This is a genomic window from Nocardia sp. CC213A (assembly GCF_030766805.1).
Taxonomy (GTDB): Bacteria; Actinomycetota; Actinomycetes; order Mycobacteriales; family Mycobacteriaceae; genus Nocardia; species Nocardia otitidiscaviarum.
Genome location: NZ_JASFXA010000027.1, coordinates 17,212 through 33,475, shown reverse-complemented (window position 1 = coordinate 33,475; position 16,264 = coordinate 17,212). Strand labels below are relative to the sequence as shown.

General features: G+C 69.7%; 16 protein-coding genes. 4 read left to right on the top strand and 12 right to left on the bottom strand.

Annotated features, from left to right (window positions below; translation table 11 throughout):
• Nucleotides 1–6: 6 nt before the first annotated feature.
• From QJS31_RS33565 to QJS31_RS33555, 3 genes are read right to left on the bottom strand one after another with little or no spacing between them, the layout of a single operon-like run.
• Nucleotides 7–1,611 (bottom strand): acyl-CoA carboxylase subunit beta, encoded by a 1,605-nt coding sequence (locus QJS31_RS33565; RefSeq protein ID WP_282779315.1) that lies wholly within the window; start codon nt 1,609–1,611, stop codon nt 7–9.
• Nucleotides 1,608–2,756 (bottom strand): acyl-CoA dehydrogenase family protein, encoded by a 1,149-nt coding sequence (locus QJS31_RS33560; RefSeq protein ID WP_306358623.1) that lies wholly within the window; start codon nt 2,754–2,756, stop codon nt 1,608–1,610. The genes QJS31_RS33565 and QJS31_RS33560 overlap by 4 nt, the downstream gene beginning before the upstream one ends.
• A 56-nt stretch (nt 2,757–2,812) precedes the next feature.
• Nucleotides 2,813–4,525 (bottom strand): acyclic terpene utilization AtuA family protein, encoded by a 1,713-nt coding sequence (locus QJS31_RS33555; protein ID WP_306358622.1) that lies wholly within the window; start codon nt 4,523–4,525, stop codon nt 2,813–2,815.
• Nucleotides 4,526–4,710: 185 nt separating this feature from the next.
• Here QJS31_RS33555 and QJS31_RS33550 point away from each other — a divergent pair, with 185 nt between their 5' ends.
• A complete protein-coding gene (locus QJS31_RS33550) occupies nt 4,711–4,851 on the top strand; it encodes a hypothetical protein (RefSeq protein WP_306358621.1) in 141 nt (46 codons plus the stop codon).
• A 190-nt stretch (nt 4,852–5,041) separates the two neighbouring features.
• On the opposite strand, the gene QJS31_RS33545 is transcribed toward QJS31_RS33550, so the two are convergent.
• The 3 genes from QJS31_RS33545 to QJS31_RS33535 all read right to left on the bottom strand — a co-directional run bounded on the left by QJS31_RS33545 (nt 5,042) and on the right by QJS31_RS33535 (nt 8,257).
• On the bottom strand, nt 5,042–5,839 hold the full coding sequence (locus tag QJS31_RS33545) for an adenylate/guanylate cyclase domain-containing protein (protein WP_282779322.1): 798 nt from the start codon (nt 5,837–5,839) through the stop codon (nt 5,042–5,044).
• A gap of 709 nt (nt 5,840–6,548) precedes the next feature.
• Nucleotides 6,549–7,304 (bottom strand): ABC transporter permease, encoded by a 756-nt coding sequence (locus tag QJS31_RS33540; RefSeq protein ID WP_282785988.1) that lies wholly within the window; start codon nt 7,302–7,304, stop codon nt 6,549–6,551.
• Nucleotides 7,304–8,257, bottom strand: coding sequence for an ABC transporter ATP-binding protein (locus QJS31_RS33535; RefSeq protein ID WP_282785989.1), 954 nt, complete (start codon nt 8,255–8,257; stop codon nt 7,304–7,306). The genes QJS31_RS33540 and QJS31_RS33535 overlap by 1 nt, the downstream gene beginning before the upstream one ends.
• 192 nt (nt 8,258–8,449) lie before the next feature.
• On the opposite strand from QJS31_RS33535, the gene QJS31_RS33530 reads away from it, so the two are divergent.
• Complete coding sequence (locus QJS31_RS33530) at nt 8,450–8,914, top strand: type II toxin-antitoxin system Phd/YefM family antitoxin (RefSeq protein ID WP_306358620.1); 465 nt, start codon at nt 8,450–8,452, stop codon at nt 8,912–8,914.
• Nucleotides 8,915–8,917: 3 nt separating this feature from the next.
• Nucleotides 8,918–9,187, top strand: a complete 270-nt coding sequence (locus QJS31_RS33525; protein WP_282785990.1) for a Txe/YoeB family addiction module toxin — start codon at nt 8,918–8,920, stop codon at nt 9,185–9,187.
• Between the two features lie 35 nt (nt 9,188–9,222).
• On the opposite strand, the gene QJS31_RS33520 is transcribed toward QJS31_RS33525, so the two are convergent.
• The 3 genes from QJS31_RS33520 to QJS31_RS33510 are packed head-to-tail and all read right to left on the bottom strand — an operon-like array spanning nt 9,223 to nt 11,580.
• Nucleotides 9,223–9,987, bottom strand: coding sequence for a thiazole synthase (locus QJS31_RS33520; protein WP_282785991.1), 765 nt, complete (start codon nt 9,985–9,987; stop codon nt 9,223–9,225).
• Nucleotides 9,980–10,192 (bottom strand): sulfur carrier protein ThiS, encoded by a 213-nt coding sequence (thiS, locus tag QJS31_RS33515; protein ID WP_282785992.1) that lies wholly within the window; start codon nt 10,190–10,192, stop codon nt 9,980–9,982. Before thiS ends, QJS31_RS33520 begins: the two co-directional genes overlap by 8 nt.
• The gene (locus QJS31_RS33510; protein WP_372341752.1) at nt 10,189–11,580 is read right to left on the bottom strand and encodes an FAD-dependent oxidoreductase; all 1,392 of its coding nucleotides are present in this window, start codon (nt 11,578–11,580) and stop codon (nt 10,189–10,191) included. The genes thiS and QJS31_RS33510 overlap by 4 nt, the downstream gene beginning before the upstream one ends.
• 559 nt (nt 11,581–12,139) lie before the next feature.
• Between QJS31_RS33510 and thiE the strand changes: the two genes are divergently transcribed.
• Nucleotides 12,140–12,844 carry a thiamine phosphate synthase gene (gene thiE / locus QJS31_RS33505; protein WP_282785114.1) on the top strand — a complete coding sequence of 235 codons (705 nt, stop codon included), beginning with the start codon at nt 12,140–12,142 and terminating at the stop codon, nt 12,842–12,844.
• A 23-nt stretch (nt 12,845–12,867) separates the two neighbouring features.
• Here the strand turns inward: thiE and QJS31_RS33500 are convergent, their stop codons facing one another.
• The 3 genes from QJS31_RS33500 to QJS31_RS33490 are packed head-to-tail and all read right to left on the bottom strand — an operon-like array spanning nt 12,868 to nt 16,213.
• Nucleotides 12,868–13,299, bottom strand: coding sequence for an SRPBCC family protein (locus QJS31_RS33500; RefSeq protein ID WP_282785113.1), 432 nt, complete (start codon nt 13,297–13,299; stop codon nt 12,868–12,870).
• A 58-nt stretch (nt 13,300–13,357) separates the two neighbouring features.
• Nucleotides 13,358–15,544 carry a molybdopterin-dependent oxidoreductase gene (locus QJS31_RS33495; protein ID WP_306358619.1) on the bottom strand — a complete coding sequence of 729 codons (2,187 nt, stop codon included), beginning with the start codon at nt 15,542–15,544 and terminating at the stop codon, nt 13,358–13,360.
• A gap of 3 nt (nt 15,545–15,547) precedes the next feature.
• Nucleotides 15,548–16,213: an NUDIX domain-containing protein gene (locus QJS31_RS33490; RefSeq protein WP_306358618.1), complete on the bottom strand. Its 666-nt coding sequence runs from the start codon at nt 16,211–16,213 to the stop codon at nt 15,548–15,550.
• Nucleotides 16,214–16,264 lie beyond the last annotated feature (51 nt).

Genomic DNA, 16,264 nt, shown 5'->3' with positions numbered 1-16,264 from the left:
CTCGCCTCACATCCGGAAGACGCCGAAGCCCTCGGCGCCCTCGATCGGGGCATTGTGAATGGCGGACAGGGCCATTCCCAAGACCGTGCGGGTATCGCGGGGATCGATGACGCCGTCGTCGTAGAGGCGGCCCGACATGAACATGGGCAGCGATTCGGCCTCGATCTGAGCCTCGATCATGGCCCGCATCCCGGCGTCGGCGGCCTCGTCGAACGGCATGCCCTTGGCCTCGGCGGCGGCCCGGCCCACGATGGAGATGACACCCGCCAGCTGCGCGCCGCCCATGACGGCGGATTTCGCGCTGGGCCAGGCGAAGACGAAACGCGGATCGTAGGCCCGGCCGCACATGCCGTAGTGGCCCGCGCCGTAGGACGCGCCCATGAGCACGGAGATGTGCGGCACCTTCGAGTTGGAGACTGCGTTGATCATCATCGCGCCGTGCTTGATGATGCCCTTCTGCTCGTACTCCTTGCCCACCATGTAGCCGGTGGTGTTGTGCAGGAACAGCAGCGGGGTGTTCGACTGGTTGGCGAGCTGGATGAACTGCGCCGCCTTCTGCGCCTCCTCGGAGAACAGCACGCCACGCGCATTGGCGAGGATGCCGACCGGGTAGCCGTGCAGTTCCGCCCAACCGGTGACCAGGCTGGAGCCGTAGAGCGGTTTGAACTCGTCGAAATCGGACCCGTCCACCACGCGGGCGATGACCTCGCGCGGGTCGAACGGGATCTTGAGGTCGGTGGGCACGATGCCCAGCAGTTCCTCGGCGTCGTAGCGCGGTTCGATGATCTCGGTGCGCGGGCGCGGGGCCGGGCCCCGCTTCTGCCAATTGAGCCGCTTGACGATCGAGCGTCCCAACCGGATGGCGTCCTGCTCGTCGGCGGCCAGGTAGTCGGCCAGACCGGAGACACGGGCGTGCATATCCGCGCCGCCGAGCGATTCGTCGTCGGACTCCTCACCGGTGGCCATCTTGACCAGCGGCGGCCCGCCCAGGAACACCTTGGAGCGCTCCTTGATCATGACGGTGTAGTCGGACATGCCGGGGATGTACGCGCCGCCGGCGGTCGAGTTGCCGAAAACCAATGCGATGGTGGGGATGCCCTGCGCGGACAGCCGGGTCAGGTCGCGGAACATGCGCCCGCCCGGCACGAACACCTCCTTCTGCGTGGGCAGATCCGCGCCACCGGACTCCACCAGGCCGATCACCGGCAGGCGGTTCTCCAGCGCGATGTCGTTCATGCGCAGGTTCTTGCGCAGCGTCCACGGGTTCGACGTGCCGCCGCGCACCGTGGGATCCGGTGCCACGATCATGCATTCGACCCCCTCGACGATGCCGATGCCCGCGATGACGCTGCCGCCGACGTGGAATTCACTGCCCCAGGCGGCCAGCGGGGCCAGCTCCAGGAACGGTGAGTCCTCGTCGATGAGCAGTTCGATGCGTTCGCGCGCGGTCAGCTTGCCGCGCTTGCGGTGCCGCGCCATCTTGTCGGGGCCGCCGCCCGCGATGTTCTTGGCGTACTCGGCCTCCACCTCGGCCAGCTTTTCGCTCATGGCCTCGGCGGCGGCCCGGTAGTCCGCCGAATTCGGGTCCACGGCGGTGCGCAGTGTAGTCAAGACTGGTACCCCAATCGCTTGGCCGCAAGGCTGGTCAGGATCTCGTTGGTGCCACCGCCGATGCCCAGGATGCGGACATCGCGGTAGTGGCGCTCCACCTCGGACTCGCGCATGTAGCCGAGTCCGCCGAAGAGCTGAACCGCCTGGTGAGCAACCCATTCGGCGGTCTCCACGGCGGTGTTCTTGGCGAAGCACACCTCGGCGATGAGGTCGGTCTCGCCCTGGGCCGCGCGTTCCACCACGTGGCGGGTGTACACACGGGCGACGTCGATGCGGCGCGCCATCTCCGACAGGGTGTTCTGCACGGCCTGGCGGCTGATCAGCGGGCGGCCGAAGGTCTCGCGGTCGCGGCACCACTGCAGGGTCAGGTCCAGGCAGCGCTGCGCGTGCCCGTACGCCTGCGCGGCCAGCCCGACCCGCTCGCTTACGAAAGCCTGTGCGATCTGGGCGAATCCGGAGTTCTCCGCGCCGACCAGGTTGGACACCGGCACCCGCACGTCCACATAGGACAGCTCGGCCGTATCGGAGGCCAGCCAGCCCATCTTCTCCAGCTTGCGGCTCACCGTGAAGCCGGGCGTGTCCTTCTCCACCACGAGCAGCGAGACACCGCCCGCGCCGGGACCGCCGGTGCGCACGGCCGTCACGACGTAGTCGGCGCGCACGCCGGAGGTGATGAACGTCTTGGCTCCATTGACAACGAATTCGTCGCCGTCGCGTACCGCGGAGGTGGTGAGATGGCCCACGTCCGACCCGCCGCCGGGTTCGGTGATGGCCAGGGAGCCGATCTTCTCGCCCGCCAGCGTGGGCCGCACCCAACGCTCGATATGCTCGGCATTGCCGGCGGCGATCATGTGCGGCACCGCGATACCGCAGGTGAACAGGGAGGCGAACAGACCACCGGAGCAGCCCGCGTAGTGCATTTCCTCGCACACGACGGCGGCGTCGATGCCGTCGCCGCCGGAGCCGCCCACCTCCTCGGGGAACTGGATGCCGAGCAGGCCCAGCGCGCCCGCCTTCTTGTGCAGCTCGCGCGGGATCTCGCCCCGGCGTTCCCAGTCGTCCAGGTGGGGCAGCACCTCGCGATCGGCGAAACCGCGCACGGTGGCGCGCAATTCGCGCCGCTCCGGAGTGGTCCAGGGGTTCACGTGCCCACCCGTCACCCGACCACCACCCCCCACTGGATCGCTACGCGATGCGGTGTTCACAGCAACTCCTCGGGGATCTCGATGTGCCGGGCGCGGAGCCATTCCCCGAGCCCCTTGGCCTGCGGATCGAAGCGGGCCTGATAGGCCACGCCCTGCCCGAGCAGGCCCTCGACGATGAAGTTCACGGCCCGCAGATTCGGCAGTACGTGCCGGGTGACGGGCAGTTTGGCAGTCTCGGGCAGCAGCAGGCGCAGTTCGTCGACGGTGAGCGTGTGCACCAGCCAGCGCCACTGCTCCTCGGTGCGCACCCAGACGCCGATATTGGCATTGCCGCCCTTGTCGCCGGAGCGTGCCAGCGCGATGGTGCCGAGCGGCACGCGACGGGTCGCACCCGACGGAAGCGGCTGCGGCAGTGCGGGTTCGGGCACCTCGGCCAGCTCGAGGGTCTGCGCGGCGGGCGCGATCGCCACCTGCGAGCCGTCGGGCAGCACCGCGGTGTGCGCGACCTCGTTCGCGTCCACGTAACCGGGGGTGAAAACGCCGTAGGGCGAACCGTTTCCGGGCGGCGCGGTGAGCGAGAAGCCCGGGTAGCTGGCCAGCGCCAGTTCCACGGCGACACTGGAGAAGCCGCGACCCACCCGGTTCGGATCCGGGTCGCGCACCACGCATTTCAGCAGGGCGCTGGCCTGTTCCTCGGTGTCGGCGTCGGGGCGGTCCAGGCGCGACAGCGTCCATTCCAGTTCGGCCGGGCGCACGGTCAACCAGGACTCCAGTTGCCGTTGCGCCAGTTGGGCCTTGGCCTCGATATCCAGGCCGGTGAGGATGAAGGTCATCTCGTTGCGGAAGCCGCCGATGGTATTGAGCGAGACCTTGAGCCGGGGCGGCGGGGCCTCGCCGCGCACCCCGGAGATGCGGACCCGGTCCGGACCCTCCTGGGTGAGCGCGATGGTGTCCAGGCGGGTGGTCACATCCGGTCCGGCGTAGCGCGCGCCCTGGATCTCGTACATGAGCTGGGCAGCCACCGTGTCCACCGTGACCGCGCCGCCGGTGCCCGGGTGTTTGGTGATCACGCTGCTGCCGTCGCGGCGCACCTCGGCCAGCGGGAAACCGGGGCGGTCCAGCTCCGCGATCTCGGTGAAGAGGGCGAAGTTGCCGCCGGTCGCCTGGGTCGAGCACTCGATGACGTGTCCGGCCACCACGGCTCCGGCGAGCGCGTCGAAATCCGCTCGCCCCCAGCCGAAATGCGCCGCCGCCGGACCCACCACCAGCGCCGCGTCGGTGACCCGGCCGGTCACCACCACATCGGCCCCGGCGGTCAGGCATTCGGCGATACCCCACGCGCCCAGGTAGGCATTGGCGGTCAGCGGTGTGCCCAGACCCAGTTCCGCGGCGCGCGGCAACAGGTCGTCGCCGGTCACATAGGCGACCTTGGCGTCCAGGCCCTGCTCCCGCGCCAGTGCGTCGATCGCCTGCGCCAGTCCGGCCGGGTTGAGCCCACCGGCATTCGTGACGATCTTGACGCCCTTGTCCAGCGCGAGCCCCAGGCAGTCCTTCAACTGTTTGACGAAGGTCTTGGCGTAGCCGAGGTTCGCGTCCTTCATCCGGTCGCGGCCGAGAATGAGCATGGTCAGCTCGGCCAGGTAGTCGCCGGTGAGGACGTCGAGCTCACCGCCCTCGAGCATCTCCCGCATGGCGCTGAGCCGATCGCCGTAGAAACCGGAACAGTTGCCGATGCGGATGAGCTCCGGATCGGCCGCGAGCTGACTCATCGCGGGCCCTCCTGTGCGCGTGTCGCCACAGCCTCGCCGCTGCGGTCCGTTACAGGGTCACATTCGATCCATAAAAAATCAAGCACGCCCGCTTGTTAATCGCCAGCGTTCATCTTCACATTTGCCAGCCGGATGCTGAGGGGGTCCGCGCGGGACCGGTCGGTCGGCAGGGCAGACTGGACGACGTGGCCTCGATTCTCCTGCTCGCCCTCGCCGGATTCCTGCTCGGCGGCGTATACAGCACCTGGAAGACCGCGCGGCCACTGGCCATCGCCCTGGGCGTATGCGCGGCACTGGCCGTGGCCGGGGCGATTCTCTGGATGTGACCGGATCGGCCGATCCCGCCTCGGCCGTGCGCCGCGGCGACAGCCGATATCGCGGGGTCCGGGCGGTTTCGCCGGGTACGTCCACAATGGGTTCGGTGCGCGACAGCAGGCGCACCCCGACCGGCCCGACAACGGCTCTCGCCGCGCACCGAATGTCCCGGAAGCACCGAATGTCCCGGAAGGCGGGAGCCTACTCGGGGTCGAGCCGGTAGATGCGTAGATCCTCCGGCACGCCGCTCAGCGGCGCGGCGAAGAAGCTGCGCCGGTAGGGCTTCGGCACGTAGCCCAGCTCCGCCAGGGTCTCGGGCTCCAGGGCCGCCAGGGTGGCGTGCGAGAGCATGGTGTTGCCGTTGCCGCCCGCCTCCATGACCCGTGCCGCGATGGTGACGTCCACACCCAGCCAGTCGCCGCCCAGTTCGCGCGGGGTGCCGGTGTGCAGGCCCACGCGCATCTGCGGCGTGTAGCCGTTCACCTCGACGCGGGCCAGGTTCCGCTTGGCCGCCACCGCCGCGCGGACCGCCCGGTCCGGAGAGGGGAAGACGGCCATGACGCCATCACCCATGCGCTTGACCACATGGCCGCCGCGCTCGCCGATCGGCGGCTCGATGGCCTTGGCGACGCGACGCAGCAGTTCCAGGGTCTGCTCGTCACCGGCCGAGAGCGACCAGCTGGAGAAGGCCACCAGGTCGGTGAACATGATGGTGATCTCCGCGGTGCCGCGCCCCTTGCCCATCCGCTCCAGGACGGCCTGCCAGACCTGGAGGGCGCCGAGGCCGAGTTCGCGTGCGGCGCTGGGGGAATCGCCGACCAGCTTGTCCGCGGCGCGCGCCACCGCGCGCACCCCGCCCGGTCCGGAGACCGACAGCGGATCACCGAAAGCCGGGTCACCGGGCAGATTCTCGCGCGCCTTGCGAATCACACCGATGAGATCTCCGCGCTGGTTGGCGGCGGAGACGAGTGCCGAGAGTTGGCCGGAGAGCCGCGCCATGGGCCGTCGGTCCGGTTCCACACCGTCGGTGGGCGTCAGGGGAATCACGACGTCGGGGTCGATGCGCGGCCCCCGGACACGCGACGGCTCCCCGAGGCCCTCCGAGGACCGGGGGCGACCCTTACCCTTGCCGTCCGCACGGTCCGCGCCGGACGCGGATTCACTGCCGCCGGAGGGTCGTTCGCTCACGTCCCGAGCGTAGCCCAGCATCGGCTCCGCGGTGGATGAGTCGCCGTCCGTCACCCATGGATGAATGGTTGCCACCTGTCACCTCCCTATCGGTGCGAGCGGCCACTTCGTCGGGCCCGCCCGATGGTGCGAGTGCCGTGGTTGCTGTTGCGATGCTACCCAGCGGTCAGGACAAGAGCCAGACCTTTCCGACCGGAAGCGACACTGTTCACAGACCGTTTTCATACCCGCCACCCCTCCCCCACAACCCCACCACGCAGAACAACCCCACCACGCAGCGCAGCCCCCCTGGTTCGCGGCGCGTCTCGGTTCTGGACTGACGGAGCGGGGGAGCGAAGCGGAGGAGCGGAGGAGGGAAGAACCGAGACCCCCAGCGCCGCGAACCCGCCCGCAGCGAAGCGGAGGGCAAATCAAACACAACACAACACAACACCGGCCCGACGCGGAGTTCGCGTCGGGCCGATGCATCCGTCGACCGGGCAGTGGCCGACGGTCCCGGGCAGGGTCTCGGTGGGGCGGGCTAGGCGTCGCGCTTGTTCAGCGTGACCAAAGCAGCCCCGAACACAATTGTGACAAATGCTGCGAAATACACCAGGCTCCCCCAGGGGCCCCAATGCCAGTTCGCGTTCGACTCGGTCAGCGAGAAGAACCGCTGTCCGTTGGCGAAGGGCAGCAGCGGGCCCACATTGCGGCCGAAGCTGCCGAACGCGCCCAGCAGCGGTTCCAGGATCAGCGGCCACAGCACGATGATCGAGATGGCCGCCGCGGACTGCCGCACCAGCACCCCTACACCGACCGCCAATACGATGCTGAGCAGGGCGTACAGCGGGACACCCAGCAGCGCCCGCCACTGCGCGCCGGTGGACAACTCCAGGGCCGGCGACGTCCCGTAGATGGCGCGGGAGATCAGCAGGGCGCCCACGCAGAGCACCGCGGTCAACAGTGCGCCGTACACGGCGAGCAGCGCGGCCTTCACGACGATCACGGTGCTGCGCTGTGGCGTGGCCAGGAATGTGGTGCGAATGATGCCGAATCGATACTCACTGGTCACCGAGAGGGTGGCCATGATCATGAGCACCATGACGCCGAAGCCGCTGACTCCGCCCACCGCGACGGCCACATCCATCGGCACCGCGTCGTCCGAGTTCTTCGCCGTGCGGGCGATGACCGCGATGAGCGCCGCCAGACCGAGCCCCAGCGCGACCACGACCGCCGAACACCACCAGGGCGACCGGGTCGAGGTGAGTTTGATCCGTTCCGCAGCAAGCACTCCCATCAGAGCGCACCTCCCATGACCTCGTCGATTCCGGCGCCTTCGCCGTGGTACTCCACCGCGTTGCCGGTCATCTGCATGAACGCCTCCTCCAGCGACGCCCGCTGCGGGGCCAGCTCGTAGAGCGTGATGTCGTTGGCCCCGGCCAGCTTTCCGACCGCGTCACTGGTCGCGTTGGCGACCACCAGCGCGGGGCTGGCCGGGTCGGCGCCGTCCTCGCGGACGGTCATGCCATGGGAGGTGAGCAGGCTGCGCAGCTGATCCAGTTGCGGACTGCGCACCCGCACCGACGATTCCGAGGCGCGCTCGATGAACTCCTTGGTGGTGGTGTCGGCGATGAGCCGGCCGCGGCCGATGACCACCAGGTGGTCGGCGGTCTGCGCCATCTCCGACAGCAGGTGGCTCGACACCAGCACGGTGCGGCCTTCCTGTCTGGCGAGCCGCTGCATGAACCGGCGGATCCAGAGGATGCCCTCCGGGTCCAGGCCGTTCACCGGCTCGTCGAACAGCAGCACCTTGGGATCACCGAGCAGCGCGCCCGCCAATCCGAGCCGCTGCGACATGCCGAGCGAGAAGCCGCCCGCGTTCTTGTCCGCCACCTCGGACAGGCCGACCAGCCGCAGCACCTCCTCCACCCGGGAGGCGGGAATGCCATTGGACGCGGCCATCCAGCGCAGATGCGAGCGAGCCGAGCGGTTCGGATGCACCCATTTGGCATCCAACAGCGCACCGACCTCGGTCAGCGGCCGCTTCAGCTCGCGATACTGCTTGCCGTCGATCAGGGCGGTACCGGATGTCGGCGTATCCAGCCCCAGGATCATCCGCATGGTCGTCGACTTCCCGGCCCCGTTCGGGCCGAGGAAGCCGGTCACCTGCCCCGGCCGGACCGAGAACGACAGGTCCGACACCGCGACGGTCTGGCCGTAGTGTTTCGTCAGGCCCCTCAGTTCGATCATGCGGCCCAGTCTTCCCGAATATTCGAGCCAGCACTATCGACCGGAGGTCGCGCGTCCCGTCATCCTGCCGGATGAGTGGGACCCTGAGCCCACCCGACCACCGCTGAACAGGGCACTCACCTCGATCACATCGCGAGTTCCGTCGCCTACGGAAAGCAATACGTACGACAACCCGTACGAGTGTTGTACGCTATGTTGTACATGATTGCTTCCGCAAGTGACAGGAGGGTGCGTATGGCCTCGCTACCTATCTCGAAAGTCCGTGAGAACCTGTTCGGACTCGTGAAGCAGGTCAACGACGACCACGACACCCTCACCGTGGTCACCAAAACCGGCGAGAATGCCATCCTCGTCGCGGAAGCCGACTGGAACTCGCTCATGGAGACCCTGTATGTCCTGCAGACCCATGGCGGCATCCAACTGTTGAAGTCCGCGGCCGACGCACGCGCGGGCCGAACCACCGCGCACCCCCTGATCGATCCCGATGACGAACTCCGCCCGGTCATCGGCGATGCGGTGCCCGAAACGCAGGCCTCCGGATCATCAACGGTTGACCGTTTGGTGAACGAGTTGCTCAAACGAGGCGCTTCACCGGATTTCGTCCGCGACCTGCTCGGTGGGTCGGAAGCGACAACACCGGACCAATCGGGAGCGTGACCCGTGCCCGACCGGAAGCTGACCTTCACCGCTCAAGGTTGGCGCAGCTACGAGGCGTGGCTGACGCGCGACCGTCAGGTTCTGAAAGCCGCCAACAAGCTGATCAACGCCGCCTTGGCCGACCCGTTCACAGGCATCGGCAAACCTGAGCCGTTGCGCCATCAGCTGGCCGGACACTGGTCTCGTCGAATCACGCAGGAGCATCGGCTCATCTACTACGTCACCGACACCGAGATCGCGATCGTCCAGGTCGGCGGCCACTACGACGAGTGACGCGAGTTCTGCCAGTCTCGAGACCGAATGGTGTCTCAGCGGGTCGGGGAGGAAGCCTGGGCCCAGAAACGTTTGGGGATGCGGCCTGCTTCGCGGGCCAGCCGGCCGGCTTCGACGGCGTGTTTCATGGCGGTGGCCATGCGGGCGGGGTGGTGGGCTCGGGTGACGGCGGTGGCGAGGAGGACCGCGGAGCAGCCGAGTTCCATGGCCAGGGCGGCGTCGCTGGCGGTGCCTATGCCGGCGTCGAGGATGACGGGGACGCCCGCGGCGGCCACGATCATTTCGATGTTGTGCGGGTTGGAGATGCCCAGGCCGGTGCCGATGGGGGAACCGAGGGGCATGACGGCGGCGCAGCCGGCGTCCTCGAGGCGGCGGGCCAGGACCGGGTCGTCGGTGGTGTAGGGCAGGACGGTGAAACCGGCGTCCACCAATTGCTCGGCGGCGGTGACCAGTTCGATGGCGTCCGGGAGCAGGGTGCGTTCGTCGGCGATGACTTCCAGCTTCACCCAGTCGGTTTCGAGGGCCTCGCGGGCGAGCTGGGCGGTGAGCACCGCCTCGGCGGCGGTGCGACAGCCCGCCGTATTGGGTAGGGGCGCGATCTCGAGGCGCTTCAGCAGGTCGAGTACGCCGGTGCCGCCCGCGGCGTCGACGCGGCGCATCGCCACCGTGGTGAGTTCGGTGCCGGAGGCGAGCAAAGCCTCCTCGAGCACGGTGAGGTTCTCGGCACCTCCGGTGCCCATGATCAGCCGCGAGCCGAAAGTGCGGCCCGCGATCTCCAGGGGCGCGACCGGGCTAGCCACCCTGCACCGCCGTCAGCACCTCGATCTCCCAGCCGCGACCGACCGGCTCGTCCCAGCGGGATTTGGGGAACAGCGCGCCGTCCACCGCGACGGCGACGCCCTGGCAGGGCAGATTCAGCGTCTCCAGCAGGGCGCGCAGCGAGATCGGTTCCGGGAAGGTGTGATCGGCACCGTTCACGGTGACGCCGATGGGGATCGCGGTCATTGCTTACCTCCAGCGAAGTGGGGCTCGGGCACCCGGAAACGGGTGGGTGAGGCGGCGCGCGCCTCGGGCAGCTCGGAATCGGCGAGCAGGGCCAGCACGGCGTCGACGGTGACCGGGACACCCAGAATGCCGTTGCGGCCGTGGCCCAGTGCGGCGATCACCCGCTCGTCCAGGTAGCCGAGCAAGGGCAGATTGTCGGGGGTACCGGGGCGGGAACCAGCTGTGGCCTCGGCGAATTCGTACTCACCGACCCCCGGGAAGATCGCCTCGGCGTCGGTGATCAGGTCGCGGACTCCCCCGACCGTGACCACGGTGTCGAATCCGGCCTCGTACTGTGTCGCGCCGAGTACGATGCCGTCCGGGCGCGGCACCAGGTAGATGGGGCGGCCGTGCACGCGGGCGCGCACCACGCGGGACGGCGGGGGCGGGGCGCTCGGGCGGCGGCGCAGGCGCAGGATCTCCCCCTTCACCGGCCGCACCGGCAGCTCCGGCCACAGCCGGGCGGACGCACCGGTCGCGAGCACGACCCGCTCCTGCGGCAGCTCCCGCAGCGCCGCGACCTCCTCGGCCCGCACCTCCACCCCCGCCCCGGCGCACGCTTCCCGCAGAGCCGTCACGAGCGCCCGGTTGTCCACCGCGGGTTCGGCGGGCGAGAGCAGACCCGCCCGCACCCGCCGATCCAAGCCGGGTTCCGCCGCCCGCACGCCCGCCCGGTCGAGCAGGCGCAGTGCGCGATCCGCACCCGGGTTCGCACTCTGTGCCGCCGCGTCGGAGTCCGCGCGCTGTTCAGCCGCCGCAGCCGAGCCGGAAGGACGCCGAACGCCCTCGGACCGATCACCTCCGCTTCCGGAGGCCGCTCGTGCAGCACTCGCCGCTGCTTCGACGGTGGTTCGCGATGTTCCCGTAGCATCCCGAGGCGCATCGGCCCCACCGCTGACGATCGGTCGCGCACCGCCCACCGCGCTGTCGCCGCCGGGCTGCGCTGCCGTACTCGCCGCGACGGCAGGCGTTGCTCCCGGGCCGCTCTCGGCGAGTCCCGCGAGTTTCGCGTTCACCCAGTCGGCGATCGTCCGCAGGTCGGCGGCGTCGGCGGTGTCGAGAGCCACGGTCAGCGTTTCGGCGGCGGTGAAGACCTCCGCGCCGGTGACGGATTGCAGGCGGGCCGCGAAGTCGGGCCAGCGGGTCAGAGAGGCGGCTCCGAATTCGAGGGCGGCGTCCTCGCCGGGCCAGCCCTCGGAGAGCGGGGCCAGCATGCCGCCCGCGACCCAGGAGGCACCCGAACCCACGGCGGGGTCGTACAGCGTGACCCGCCAGCCGGATTCGGCCGCCCGCCACGCCACCGACAGCCCGATCACGCCGCCACCGACGACGGCCAGGGTCCGCACCAGATCCACCTCACTCGGCCCCGCATCGGGGCCACCTACTCGGCGCGGTCCGGGTCCGGGATTCCGTCACGGTCACCCGCGACTCGCGCCGCCTCATTTCTCGACTACCCACGGTAGCGCGACACCCACCCACCACCGCACGAACCCCGTGCCCACCAGCCACCCAGCATCGGCGGCCGAAGGCCGGATGTGCGCCGCGGACCCGCCTCCCCCGCACCACCCGACCACACGCGCAGCCCAGTCGACTCCGGAGCAGGCAGCCCGACATGCACCACCGACCCCACCTCCCGGACCGCGTGAGACCACGTGCCGCGGACCGCAGCGGCACCGACGTTCTCGCCACAACCCCGCCGATGTGGCCGCCAGCATCGCTTCCCCTCGACCGGGCCGGGCCGACTCGCTATCTCGGCTGTCGTGGGCGCATGACGGCGAATCCAGCGGCCGCCGGGCACACGGCAGGCATGGCGCACAAGGAAGGCATGGCGCGATCCGGTACCAACGGCGTCGCTGCGGGCGCATTGTCGAATTGGCAGCCTCCGGGCGTGCGACTACCGTCGAATGGGTGCAACCCTCCCATCCGAACCGGCCCCTGCCTCCCCGGGAGCGCCTGGCGAGTGCGCGCCTGTACCTGTGCACCGATGCGCGCCGGGATACCGGGGATCTCGCGGCGTTCGCCGAGGCGGCGCTGGCCGGCGGCGTCGACATCATTCAGCTGCGGGACAAGGGGTCGGCCGGGGAGAAGCGGTTCGGCACGCTGGAGGCCAAGGCCGAGTTGGGGGCGTTGGCGGAGCTGAAGGCGGCCGCGCGGCGGCACGGGGCGCTGGTGGCGGTGAACGACCGCGCCGATGTGGCCTTCGCGGCGGGGGCGGATGTGCTGCATCTGGGGCAGAACGATCTGCCGCCCTGGTACGCCCGCCATATTCTCGGCCCGGACGTCGTAATCGGCCGTTCCACGCACAATCGCGCCCAGGCCGGGCTCGCCGCCATCGACGAGCACATCGACTACTTCTGCACCGGCCCGGTCTGGAACACCCCGACCAAGCCGGGCCGCACCGCCTCCGGTCTGGAGCTGATCCGCTCCACCGCCGAGGCCCATCCGACCCGGCCGTGGTTCGCCATCGGCGGCATCGACGACCAGCGGCTGCCGGAGGTGCTCGCGGCCGGGGCGACCCGTGTGGTGGTCGTGCGCGCCATCACGCACGCCGACGACCCGGAGGCGGCCGCGCGCGCTCTGAAACAGCGCCTGCTCGACAACGCCGCCCGCTGAGACCGGCGGGCGACGCCCGTGATTCAGCCGTAGAGCTCGACGAAGCGATCCAGCGAGCGTTCGATATCGCCGCGCAGCGCCTTGGCGACCACCGAGCCGATGGGCCCGAACAGCGGTGCGCCGCCGAGTTCGAAGTTGGCCGTCACCTTCGACCCGGAACCGGCCGGGGCCACGTCGAGTCGGATGCCGAATTTGGTGCCGCCGATGCCCGCGCCGGTGAGCACCAGTCGGCTCGGCGGTTCGGCGGTCTCGACGATCCAGGTGACGCGGTTGCGGAAGCCCTTGACGGTGGCCACGCCGACCAGCCGGGTGCCGGGGGTGAGGTCGTCGGGCACGGTACCGCGCCAGCCCTCGTGCAGGGTCAGCCACTTATCGAGTTCGGGCAGGTCGGAGGCGCGGGCCCAGGCCAGGTCGGGCGCGATGGGGACGTCTACGGAGACCTTCAGCTTTGCCACGTACTGGATGGTATCTGTTACATGACGTAGCTCTAATGAACGGGTGTTGTGAAATCGCCTACCCGACCGCCTCCAGCCGGATGGGGACGCCATTGAGGTGCGACATGCCCGCCAGCCGCTCCACATCCGAGACATCGGTGGACATGAGGTCGTTGACATTGGCTCCGCCCGCGGCATTGGCCCGCCGCCAGCCGCCCCGGTGCCCCCATCCGTGCGGAATCGCCACGGCACCCTCGGTCATATCCTCGCTGAGCCGGGCGACCACCTCGATGGAACCGTGCGCGGAACTGACCCGGCACCGCTCACCATCGGAGATCCCCGCCGCGGCAGCGTCTTTGGGATGGATCCGGGCGGCATGCTCACGATCCCCGCGCATGAGCGCGTCCACATTGTGCATCCACGAGTTGTGGGATTGCAGCTCTCGCATGCCGATGACCCGCAGCGGGTACTCGGGATCGGCGGCGGGCGGCACCAGATCGCGCAGCTCGGCAATGATCGGCTCGGGAGCCAGCCGCACCCGACCGCCCCTGTGCCGCACCACGTCTCCCAGCACCCCGGTGTCGATGTGGTCGGCCAGCACCACCCCGTGCGGATGTCGGCGCAGCATGCGCAGACTCACACCGCCCCGGCGCAGCCCGAACCAATCGCCGTAGGGCCCGGTGCGCAGGGCCAGGTCGACCAGCAGGGTCGGACTCGGCCGGGCCGCGCGGCCGCCCGGAACCCGATTGCGCAGCACGCTCAGCAGCCGCCCCGCCGGGGACGCGGGGCCCACGGCGAAGGGCTGCACGCCGATGCGCAGCGCGATGTTGTCGATGATCCGCCACTCCTCGCGCGCCTCACCGTAGGGCTCCACCACCCGCTCGGTGTACTGCGTGTACGGGATGGGCGACAGCGCGGTGAAGGGCAGTGGAACGTCGTCGCGCTCCAGGAAGGTGGTGGCCGGGAGAATGTAGTCCGCCAGGCGATTGGTGTCGTTGACATAGAGGTCGATGGCGACGAACAGATCGAGTTCGCCCAGGGCGGAAGCCAATTCGCGGCCGTTGGGCACCGACAGCACCGGATTGCCCGCCGAGGTGAACAGCGCCCGCAGCTGACCGGGTCCGGGCGTGGTGATCTCCTTGGCCATCACCGCCGCCGGGAAGGTGCCGAGCACATCGGGGAAGTCGCCGATGCGGGAACGGTGCTTGCCGTACCGGATGAACCCGAGCCGGGCGTTCAGCCGCGACACCGCGACCAATTCCTTGCCGAACACCGAGCCGCCCGGCGCGTCGAGATTCCCGGTCACCAGGGCGAGCGCGTCGATGAGGAAGGCCACCAGCGTGGCATGCCGCCCGAGGCAGGAGCCGGTGCGTCCGTAGACCGCCGCCGAGTCCGCGCGCGCTAGTTCCCGGGCCAGCGCGCGCACCCGATCCGGCTCCAATCCGGTTGTCGCGGACGTGCTCTCGGGCGTGAACTCGCGCACCGCCGCCCGCAGCTCCCGCACGCCCGCCGCCTGTCGGCGCAGCGCCTGCCGATCCTCCAGCCCCTCGTCGAAGATGACCTGGAGCAGCGCTGCCAGCAGCCAGGCGTCCGTGTCCGGACGCACCCCCACATGCTCGAACAGGCGCGCCGTCTCGGTGCGCCGCGGATCGACCACCACCACGCGCCCACCGCGCTTGGTGATGGCGAGCAGTTTCTGGCGGATTCGCGGCGCGCTCATCGCACTGCCGTGCGACACCACGGGATTGGCACCGATCATGAGCAGGAAGTCGGTGCGGTCCAGATCCGGCACCGGCGCGGTGGTCATGGAGCCGTACAGCAGCTCACTGGCCACGAACCGATTGTTGATGTCCTGCGATCCGGCCGAGTACACGTGCCGCAGCCCGGCCGCGAGCTGGAAACCCACCATCCACAGGGTGTGCGAGTACGAGAAGGCCGACGGATTGCCGAAATACCAGCCGAGCGCCTCGCGACCGTGCGCGCGGATCACCCCCCGCAGCCGCTCGCCGATCTCGTCGAGCGCCGTATCCCACGACACCCGCTCGAAATCACCGGACTCCGTGCGCCGCAACGGATACAGCACCCGATCCGGGTCGTTCTGGATCTCGCTGAACGCGATGCCCTTGGGGCAGGCGAATCCGCGCGAGAGCGGATGCTCCCGGTCGGGTCGCAGCTGGACCAGCCGCCCGTCGGAGACGGTGGCGATCAGCCCGCAGAGCGGTTCGCAGATCCGGCAGTAAGTGGCGATCTCACGGGTGCTGCTCACCCCTCAAGACAACACCTGCGCCAGCGTGAGCAACAACACATTTCCGGCCAGATTCGGGGCCGCCGGTATCGATTCGCTGATCCGCGCCGCGGGCTCGCCGTCCCCCTCGGTATGCAGCCAGACGAACCCGTGATCGGCCAGCTCCAGGGTGCGGGGCAGCGCCGCGGCAACCGCCGAGATATCGGTCAGCCCGTTGAAGGTCACCCGCTTCGGCGTGGCGCGCAGGGTCGGCCAGGCGGCGGCGAAACCGGGGTGCAGCGGTCGCGCCGGCACCTCGTCCTCGGGCACCCAGGCCAGCGCCGTGCTCTCGGCATTGCCGCGGGTGCGCAGGGTCTCGGCGGCATCGGCGACGACCGTGGTGTAGGTCCACCCGCTGGGCGCGGTGGCGGTGACCCGGCAACCGCGCACCCGAATGGACGCGGCCGGGATGCCCGCCTCCTCCTCGGCCTCGCGGACCGCCGCGTGCACGGTGGTCTCGTGGCTGTCGCGCGCGCCGCCCGGCAGCGCCCAGGTGCCGCCCTGATGACTCCAGGCCGCGCGGTGCTGAAGCAGCACCGCCGAGCCTCCGCCCGCCAGTGGGGCGCGCAGCAACAGTCCGGCAGCGCCGAATCGACCCCATTGGCGGGTGCCGTCGGGGCTGTCCGCCCAGCCGTCGCCGTCACCGCGCATCCGTCATGTCCTCCACCTGGTCCACGCCACGGGCGGCGACCCACGGAAAGG

Excerpts from the sequence above, each read along its gene's own strand:
- QJS31_RS33555 (WP_306358622.1), bottom strand. The coding sequence starts at position 4,525 with ATGAGTCAGCTCGCGGCCGATCCGGAGCTCATCCGCATCGGCAACTGT.
- QJS31_RS33545 (WP_282779322.1), bottom strand. The coding sequence starts at position 5,839 with ATGGCGCGGCTCTCCGGCCAACTCTCGGCACTCGTCTCCGCCGCCAAC.
- QJS31_RS33540 (WP_282785988.1), bottom strand. The coding sequence starts at position 7,304 with ATGGGAGTGCTTGCTGCGGAACGGATCAAACTCACCTCGACCCGGTCG.
- QJS31_RS33535 (WP_282785989.1), bottom strand. The coding sequence starts at position 8,257 with ATGATCGAACTGAGGGGCCTGACGAAACACTACGGCCAGACCGTCGCG.
- QJS31_RS33530 (WP_306358620.1), top strand. The coding sequence starts at position 8,450 with ATGTTGTACATGATTGCTTCCGCAAGTGACAGGAGGGTGCGTATGGCC.
- thiS (WP_282785992.1), bottom strand. The coding sequence starts at position 10,192 with ATGACCGCGATCCCCATCGGCGTCACCGTGAACGGTGCCGATCACACC.
- QJS31_RS33490 (WP_306358618.1), bottom strand. The coding sequence starts at position 16,213 with ATGCGCGGTGACGGCGACGGCTGGGCGGACAGCCCCGACGGCACCCGC.